This window comes from Halomonas sp. KAO (assembly GCF_015595025.1).
In the GTDB taxonomy this organism is placed as follows: Bacteria; Pseudomonadota; Gammaproteobacteria; order Pseudomonadales; family Halomonadaceae; genus Halomonas.
On sequence record NZ_JADNRL010000019.1, the window covers coordinates 135,956 to 143,640 of the forward strand.

Annotated in this window: 9 protein-coding genes; 7 read left to right on the plus strand and 2 right to left on the minus strand. The window is 65.4% G+C overall.

Going from position 1 to position 7,685, the window contains the following annotated elements; genetic code table 11:
* The first annotated feature begins 36 nt into the window (after window positions 1-36).
* The 4 genes from IOC61_RS06920 to IOC61_RS06935 all read left to right on the plus strand — a co-directional run bounded on the left by IOC61_RS06920 (window position 37) and on the right by IOC61_RS06935 (window position 3,823).
* Window positions 37-1,473: an ATP-binding protein gene (locus IOC61_RS06920; RefSeq protein ID WP_195688132.1), complete on the plus strand. Its 1,437-nt coding sequence runs from the start codon at window positions 37-39 to the stop codon at window positions 1,471-1,473.
* On the plus strand, window positions 1,470-2,183 hold the full coding sequence (locus IOC61_RS06925) for a response regulator (RefSeq protein ID WP_195688133.1): 714 nt from the start codon (window positions 1,470-1,472) through the stop codon (window positions 2,181-2,183). The genes IOC61_RS06920 and IOC61_RS06925 overlap by 4 nt, the downstream gene beginning before the upstream one ends.
* Window positions 2,184-2,275: 92 nt before the next feature.
* Window positions 2,276-2,956 (plus strand): hypothetical protein, encoded by a 681-nt coding sequence (locus IOC61_RS06930; RefSeq protein ID WP_195688134.1) that lies wholly within the window; start codon window positions 2,276-2,278, stop codon window positions 2,954-2,956.
* 105 nt (window positions 2,957-3,061) lie between these two features.
* On the plus strand, window positions 3,062-3,823 hold the full coding sequence (locus IOC61_RS06935; protein WP_195688135.1) for a DUF1499 domain-containing protein: 762 nt from the start codon (window positions 3,062-3,064) through the stop codon (window positions 3,821-3,823).
* Between the two features lie 59 nt (window positions 3,824-3,882).
* On the opposite strand, the gene IOC61_RS06940 is transcribed toward IOC61_RS06935, so the two are convergent.
* Window positions 3,883-4,335, minus strand: a complete 453-nt coding sequence (locus IOC61_RS06940; RefSeq protein WP_229332980.1) for a hypothetical protein — start codon at window positions 4,333-4,335, stop codon at window positions 3,883-3,885.
* A gap of 249 nt (window positions 4,336-4,584) precedes the next feature.
* Between IOC61_RS06940 and dauA the strand changes: the two genes are divergently transcribed.
* The 3 genes from dauA to IOC61_RS06955 all read left to right on the plus strand — a co-directional run bounded on the left by dauA (window position 4,585) and on the right by IOC61_RS06955 (window position 7,476).
* Complete coding sequence (gene dauA / locus IOC61_RS06945) at window positions 4,585-6,327, plus strand: C4-dicarboxylic acid transporter DauA (protein WP_195688136.1); 1,743 nt, start codon at window positions 4,585-4,587, stop codon at window positions 6,325-6,327.
* Between the two features lie 93 nt (window positions 6,328-6,420).
* Window positions 6,421-6,936 (plus strand): TlpA disulfide reductase family protein, encoded by a 516-nt coding sequence (locus IOC61_RS06950; RefSeq protein ID WP_195688137.1) that lies wholly within the window; start codon window positions 6,421-6,423, stop codon window positions 6,934-6,936.
* 51 nt (window positions 6,937-6,987) lie between these two features.
* Window positions 6,988-7,476, plus strand: a complete 489-nt coding sequence (locus IOC61_RS06955) for a CreA family protein (protein ID WP_195688138.1) — start codon at window positions 6,988-6,990, stop codon at window positions 7,474-7,476.
* Between the two features lie 77 nt (window positions 7,477-7,553).
* On the opposite strand, the gene IOC61_RS06960 is transcribed toward IOC61_RS06955, so the two are convergent.
* The coding region (locus IOC61_RS06960) for an aldehyde dehydrogenase family protein (RefSeq protein WP_195688139.1) at window positions 7,554-7,685 on the minus strand (132 nt) is incomplete at its 5' end.

Below are 7,685 nucleotides of genomic sequence, written 5' to 3' on the forward strand. Positions count from 1 at the left end.
ATGCTGTTGGCCCACTCTGTCCCCGGTGAGGCAATCATGCGCCTGACTCTGCCACGCCCCGCCATCTCCCGGCTGGGCATCAAGCTGTTCGTGGTCATCCTGTCGGTGAATGTGGCCATCTCGGGCCTGGTGTTCCTGGCGGTGTCACGAAGCCTCGACCAGGGCTTCCTCGAGTATCTGGACAAGACCCAGACCCAGCGCGCCGAGACCATCGTCAAGGGTCTCGCCGATGAGTGGTCACGCCGCGGCGACTGGCAGTGGCTACGCGCCTCGCCCCGAGCCTGGTACCGTCTGGTGCGTCACCAGCTATGGCCAGGTGCCGGTCCTCCGCCGATGGGGCTGGAGCGGCGACTGGGCGACCCCAAGGACTTCGTGCTTCACGATGCCGAGGGATTGCCGGTAATCGGCCTGCCCCCCAACAACGACGAGGAAGCCGCCACCCTGCACTGGCTGCCCATCGAGCACGAGGGTCAACGGGTCGGGACCCTCGGTTACCGCCCGCCGGAGCAGCTGATGGCCCGCATGGAGCACGTCTTCCTGACCCGCCAGCAGCGTAACCTGGGCATCATTACCGGCGCTCTCGGCCTGGCCTCGCTGCTGCTGGCCGGCGGTCTCTCCTGGTGGCTGGGGCGCCGTACCCGCGGCATGGCCCAGGCCACCCTGCGCCTGACCGAAGGGGATTACAGCATCCGCCTGCCAGAGCGCGGCCGTGATGAACTGTCTCGCCTCTCGCGTGACTTCAATATCCTCGCCGCCACCCTGGAAGCCAGTCGTGAGGCGCGCAGCCGCTGGGTCTCGGATATTGCCCACGAGCTGCGTACACCGCTGGCGGTGCTGCGCGGAGAGATCGAGGCGATGCAGGACGGCATCCGGCCCCTGGAGCACGAAAGCCTGCACTCGCTCTCCCAGGAGGTGAAGCAGCTCGAGCGCCTGGTCGCCGACCTGCGGCTGCTCTCGCAAAGTGATGCCGGCGCCCTGGAGGTTCAGCTGGCACCACTCAATATCGCCGACAGCTTGCGCCAGCGTCTCGACGAAGGCAGCGGCTGGCTCGACGACAACGGCCTTATCCTGGCGCAAGACATCCCCGAGTCGGCCTGGATACGTGGTGATGCCAGCCGGCTGCGGCAGCTATGGAGCAACCTGCTGGATAACACCTGCGCCTACACGCACTCCCCCGGGCAACTGCACATCAGCCTCGAAAGCGGCCCCCGTGGCGTCCGAATCCTGTGGGATGACAGCGCACCGGGGGTCCCGGACTCCCAGCTGTCGCGGCTCTCCGAACGCCTCTACCGGGTCGAGGGGTCGCGCAGCCGGGCTAGCGGTGGCAGTGGTCTGGGACTCTCCATTGCCACCGCCCTGGTGAAGGCCCACGGCGGCCGGATGACCGCTGCCCCTTCGCCACTGGGTGGGTTACGCTGGATCCTGAGCTTCCCGCCTCTCGATGACGCCACGCTCGAGGAGAAGAGAGCATGACCCAAGCCGAGCATCCTCAACGCATCCTGATCGTCGAGGATGAACCCAAGATCGCCCGTCTGGTGGCCGACTACCTGGCCGGCAGTGGCTTCGAGCCCCATCACCTGGACCATGGCAACAGCGTGTTACCGTGGCTGGAGGAGGCGCGCCAGGCCGCCGAGGGACCGGCGCTGGTGCTCCTCGACCTGATGCTGCCCGGCACCGACGGCCTAACCCTGTGTCGCGAGATCCGTCAGCGCTGGCCTGCCCTGCCGGTGATCATGCTTACCGCCCGGGTCGAGGAGGTCGACCGCCTGCTGGGACTCGAACTGGGCGCCGATGACTACATCTGCAAGCCGTTCAGTCCGCGAGAGGTCGTCGCCAGGGTCAAGGCGGTGCTGCGCCGCACCCAGCTGGCCAATGAGCCTGACACCCTGGGCAGTGACCTGATACTCGATGAGGAGGGCTGGCGTGCCCTGGCGGATGGGCACGACCTCTCGCTTACCGCCGTGGAGTACCAGCTGCTCAAGGTGATGATGCATGCCCCGGGGCGTATCTTTTCCCGTGACCAGCTGATGGATCATATGTACCGGGACCACCGCATCGTCTCCGAGCGCACCGTCGACAGCCACGTCAAGAAACTGCGCAGAAAGATTGCCGATATATGGCCCGAGCGCGAGGTGATCCGCTCCGTCTACGGGGTCGGCTACAAGTATCAGCCCGAGGAGTGACCTGCACCACCTTTGCACCTTCGCTGCATGACCCTTGCACAGGACCGGTGCAGAGTAGTCCTTGTCAACCTAGGAGAAACAGGAGTCTTCCCATGCAGACCAGACGCTACCGCAAGATGCTTGCCCCCGCCCTCCTCGCCATGGCGATCGCCCCGCTGGCACTCCAGGCAAGCGCTGCGCCCGGCGCCGGCGAGCATGCCGAGAGCCGCCAGCAGTGGCAGGAAGCCCGCGCCGAACGCCACGCCGAGAAACGCGCTGAACTCTTCGAGCGTGCCGGACTCGATGCGGAGACTCGCGAAGCCCTCGAGAGTGCCCACCGCGAACATCGCGAAGCGATGGCCGAGCTGCGCGAGGAGCATCGTGAGCGTATCGACGAGTTGCTCAGTGACGAGCAGCGGAGCGCTCTCGACGAGGCACGCCGCGAGATGCACGAGGAGCACCATGCCAACAGGCACCAGCCCTCGGCCGAGGATCTGCAGCACCGCATGCGTGCGATGGTCGACGGCTGGGACCTCTCCGACGAGGAGCGTGACGAGCTGCGCGAACTGCGCCAGGCTCACTATGCCGAGATGGCCGAGTTGCGCGATCGTGACTTCGACTCCCGTGAAGAGCGTCGCGAGGCTTACCAGGAGCTGCGCGACGAGCATCGAGCCGCACTGGCCGAGCTGCTGACCGATGAACAGCTCGAGGAGATGCAGCAGGCCGCCCGCATGGCCCACGGCAAGGGGCACGGTCAAGGTCACGGTCACCATGCTGGCAATGGCAACGACTGATACGCTACGCTGAACCAGTATCATAAAGGGCCGGGACACACCCGGCCCCCTTTCATGCTGGCTGATGACTGCTGGCTGATGACCGATAGCTACCGGATCCTGCCAATGACGACTGACCGCAGACACCAGGGACCGGCCTTCAAGATGGCCCTGACCGGAGGCATCCTCGCCACCCTGGCGGCCCTGGCGATGGCCCTCTCCGGCCCGGCCTACCGCATGGATCTGCTTACCCTGGGGAATGCCTTCGGCCTGCTGCGCTACGCGGCCTTTACCGCCCTCGGTGCTGCGGGACTGGGTCTGGTGGCTCTGCTGATTGCCCTCGTCACTCGTCGCGCCCTGCCCGCCCTGCTCGGCAGCCTGGTGATACTGGCCGGTGGAGCACTGGTCGCCATGCCCTGGCTGCAGCTTCAGCAGGCCCAGGCGGTGCCGCCGATCCATGACATCACCACCGATATGCAGGACCCGCCCGCCTTCGTGGCTCTGATCGAGGCACGCAGGGCCGCGCCCAATGCGGTGGAGTATCCCGGCCAAACGACCGCACAGCAGCAGCGCGACGCCTATCCGGCGATCCAGCCACTGATACTCGATGCGCCTCTAGAGGCGGTACTAGAGGCCGCCGAAGCCGGGGTAGCCAGTGCCGGGTGGGAGATTGCCGCGGTCAGTGACACAAGAATCGAGGCCACGGCAACCACGACCTGGTTCGGTTTCAAGGATGATGTGGTGATCCGACTGAACGAGACGGATGACGGCACTCGAGTAGACATGCGCTCCGCCTCCCGTCTGGGGGTCAGCGACCTCGGCACCAACGCGGCGCGCATCCTGACCTTTATGGACGACCTGGTGCGACGCCTGGAGTCGACTGACTAACTAATCTTTCGGGGCTCGCAGGTAGGCCGGCTGACATCCGTCAGGCCGGCCCGAACACATTATTCGAAGGTGGCGCAGACATCAGCCTGCTCTGCTGGCCGATGAGTGTCTTCATGGGTCAGTGCTTCGCTGGTGGCGTCCAGCGATACGTTCCACTGATGGTCGGTGTCCTTGGGATCGCAGGTTCCTTCGCTGCCGCCACCGAAGTTGGAGTCGATCCAGTAGTGCACCTCGTAGTTGCCGTCCTCCTTCAGCACGCCGGGAAAGTCAAACGAGAAGGCCGGGGCCTCGTCGGCGGAGACGGTACCGGATTTCGTGGCTACCACCTCGCCGGAACCGGCGTCGACGACGGCGGCATGGATCTCCTGGCCGCCATGCGGGCCATTGAAGGTATCATCACCCTCGAAGGTCAGGTCATGGCCATCGTTGGCCATCGCCAAGGGAGCGACGAACAGCAGTGAGAGCAGCATATACCGAAGCGGAGTCTTGCCGGATAGCGCTGAAGTTGTCATCTCACACCTCTTTTAACATATTCAGATAAGCGATCGGGTCCGATGGACCTAAGCCCAGCGTAGACCATTCTCGGTACCACTTCGCTCCATCCTGGCCATGCCCCGGCGGAATCAAAAGAATAACAACGGGCTATCATTCAGGAAGGCCCCGGTCCGGTTCACCAGTTAAGCGAACCAGGCAACCTTGCGGCATCGCAACATAAAGGCGTAACGTAACGGCTCCGCTATTTAGCAAGCAAAGGAGTTGCCATGGCTCGCTCCTCCGATAACAACGGTTACCGGGTTCCGCTTCCTGGCAGCGCCCTTGTTGCTGCCTGGCGCCGAGGCTACGGCCTCGCCGAGCTGCGTCGCGACCTGCTCGCCGGGCTGACCATCGGCATCGTCGCCGTACCGCTATCCATGGCCCTGGCCATCGCCACCGGCGTTCCCCCCCAGCACGGCCTCTATACCGCCATCGTCGCCGGCGCGATCATCGCCCTCACCGGCGGCTCGCGCTTCAACGTCTCCGGCCCCACCGCCGCCTTCGTGGTGATCCTGTTCCCCATCGTCGCCAACCACGGCATCGGTGGACTGCTGATCGCCACCCTGATGGCCGGGCTGATCCTGATGGCCCTGGGCCTGGCGCGACTGGGTAGCCTGATACAGTTCGTCCCCTACCCGGTGGTACTGGGCTTTACCGCCGGTATCGCCGTGGTCATCGCCCTGCTGCAGCTGCCGGACTTCCTGGGGCTCTCGCTCGAGCTTGGCGAAAGCACGCCGGACAATGCGCTGCGCATCCTGAAGGCACTGCCCGAGCTGGCCCCCGCCGAGCTGAGCATCGGCCTGGTCACGCTCGCCACCCTGGTGCTGTGGCCGCGACTCAAGCTGCCGGTTCCTGCTCCGCTGGTAGGGCTCGCGGTAGGTACCCTGGCGGCCCTGGCCGCGGGAGCCGCCGGCATCGAGATCGACACCATCGCCTCGCGCTTCAGCTGGACCCTTCACGGCGAGAGCGGCAGCGGCATTCCACCTTTCGCTCCAGGCCTGGTGCTGCCCTGGCAGCTTCCCGGTCCGGACGGCACTCCGCTGGTGGTTGACTTTGATCTGATTCGCGAACTGCTGGGCCCGGCTCTCGCCATCGCCATGCTGGGCGCCATCGAGTCGCTGCTGTGCGCCGTGGTGGCCGATGGCCTTACCCGCTCCCGCCATGACCCCAATGCCGAGCTGTTGGGCCAGGGGCTGGGCAATATGATCACGCCCTTCTTCGGTGGCATCACCGCCACCGCGGCACTGGCACGCACCGCTACCAATATCCGCAGTGGCGCCTTCTCCCCGCTGGCCGCCGTCATTCATGCCCTGGTGGTACTGCTGGCGGTGGTACTGCTCTCCGGAGTGCTGGCCCTGGTGCCCATGGCGGCACTGGCTGCCCTGCTGTTTATCATCGCCTGGAACATGAGCGAGGCACGGCACTTCGCCCACACCCTGAAGAGTGCCCCGGCCAGCGATGTGGCCATTCTGGTGATCTGCTTCGCACTGACGGTGGTATTCGATATGGTGCTGGCGGTGGCGGTGGGCATGGGACTGGCGGCGGCGCTGTTCATCCGCCGCATGGCCGAAGTGACCCAGACTCGTCGGCTCGACGAGGGTGATCATGACGGCAGCATGGATCTGCCACCGGAAGTGGCCCTCTACGATATCGACGGCCCGCTGTTCTTCGGCGCCGCCGAGAAGGCGATCTCGTCGCTGCAGGTCGTCGATAGGGAGATCCGCGTGATGCTGCTCGACATGCACGACGTGCCCAGCCTCGATGCCACCGCCATCGTCGCCCTGCAGACCCTCGCCGAGGAACTGCATGAGCGTGGCATCGGCCTGGTATTCGTGGGGCTGCCGGCACCGCTGATCCTCAAGTTGCGCCGCGCCGGCCTGCGCCGTGAAGCGGGCCGATTGGCGATGGTGACCAACCAGGGCCAGGCACTACGCCTCGCCGAACGCTGGATGTCGGGCTCATCGGGCTAGGCTGCCCGGCTGCGTAGGCTCCAGAGGCGACTGGCCGTCAGGGCATCTTCTCGACCATAGTAAGAGGACCCACGGCCGCTCGATGAGGTCCCCATGGCCGCACTACCCGACTGGCGGGTGAGCCGCTGGCTCAACTGCGACACGCCCTTGACGCTCGGTATGCTGCGCGGGCGCGTGGTACTGGTCCATGTCTTCCAGATGCTCTGTCCCGGCTGTGTCCTCCACGGACTGCCGCAGACCCAGCGGATTGCCCGCCAGCTGGTCGATGTTCCGCTGAGCGTGGTGGGGCTTCACAGCGTCTTCGAGCACCATGACGTGATGACACCCCTTGCGCTGGCGGCCTTTCTGGCCGAGAACCGCTACACCTTCCCGGTCGGCATCGATTCCGCCAGCCGCGATGACGATCCTCGTCCATGCACGATGCGCGCCTGGGCACTGGAGGGCACTCCCACCACGCTGTTGATCGATATCCGCGGCCGGCTCCGCTACCGCCACTTCGGCATCGAGGAGGATCTGGCGCTGGGCGTGCATCTGGGCCAGTTGCTGCAGGAGGCCGAAAGGCTCGGCGCGAACGGACCTTGGGGGGCGGCGGACGACGCGAGGAGGTAGAATCACGCTGCCGCCAAGAGAAGACTCTCCTCGATACCGACAGGAACCCCGATGCCTCGAGTTCGCTCCCGCCCTACCCCTCTACTTACCCTGGCCGCACTCTCGCTGTTGCTTGCCGGCTGTGGCAACGACAACGAGGTAGGCGATGTCTCGCTGGGCCTGTTCACCACCAAGGACATCAAGATCGAGAGCCTCACCGACCCCAAGGTTACCGGGGTGACCTGCCACCTCAGCAATATCGAGGCCGACCTCGACTTCGCCGACCCTTCCGACAGCAGCCTAGCCTGCCGTCAGACCGGTCCCATCACCCCCGCCATGCTGGCAGATATCGACACCTCGGCGAGTGGCGAGCTGCTCTACCGCCGATCCAAGAGCGTGCTGTTCAAGAGCCTCAAGGTGCGCCGCATCTTCGACGCCGACAACCAGACGCTGCTGTATCTGGTCTACAGCACCAAGGAGACCAGCGGCAGCTTCAAGCATGCCCTGAGCAGCGTGCCACTCTGGAACACCCAGGCCTGGCAGGCGCCCGTCGGCGAGTAGGAGGGGTGTGGGCCACGCCGGATGGCGCGGCCGACAGGATCGAAGCCATTCGGAGCAGTGCCCCGAATGGCACGGGGCTAGAAGAAGCCCATCGGATTGATGTCGTAGCTGACCAGCAGGTTCTTGGTCTGCTGGTAGTGCTCGAGGGCCACCTTGTGGGTCTCGCGCCCGACGCCGGACTTCTTGTAGCCGCCGAAGGCCGCATGCGC

Coding starts and splice junctions, on each gene's coding strand:
- IOC61_RS06920 (WP_195688132.1), top strand. CDS start 37: ATGCGCCTGACTCTGCCACGCCCCGCCATCTCCCGGCTGGGCATCAAG.
- IOC61_RS06925 (WP_195688133.1), top strand. CDS start 1,470: ATGACCCAAGCCGAGCATCCTCAACGCATCCTGATCGTCGAGGATGAA.
- IOC61_RS06930 (WP_195688134.1), top strand. CDS start 2,276: ATGCAGACCAGACGCTACCGCAAGATGCTTGCCCCCGCCCTCCTCGCC.
- IOC61_RS06935 (WP_195688135.1), top strand. CDS start 3,062: ATGACGACTGACCGCAGACACCAGGGACCGGCCTTCAAGATGGCCCTG.
- IOC61_RS06940 (WP_229332980.1), bottom strand. CDS start 4,335: ATGACAACTTCAGCGCTATCCGGCAAGACTCCGCTTCGGTATATGCTG.
- dauA (WP_195688136.1), top strand. CDS start 4,585: ATGGCTCGCTCCTCCGATAACAACGGTTACCGGGTTCCGCTTCCTGGC.
- IOC61_RS06950 (WP_195688137.1), top strand. CDS start 6,421: ATGGCCGCACTACCCGACTGGCGGGTGAGCCGCTGGCTCAACTGCGAC.
- IOC61_RS06955 (WP_195688138.1), top strand. CDS start 6,988: ATGCCTCGAGTTCGCTCCCGCCCTACCCCTCTACTTACCCTGGCCGCA.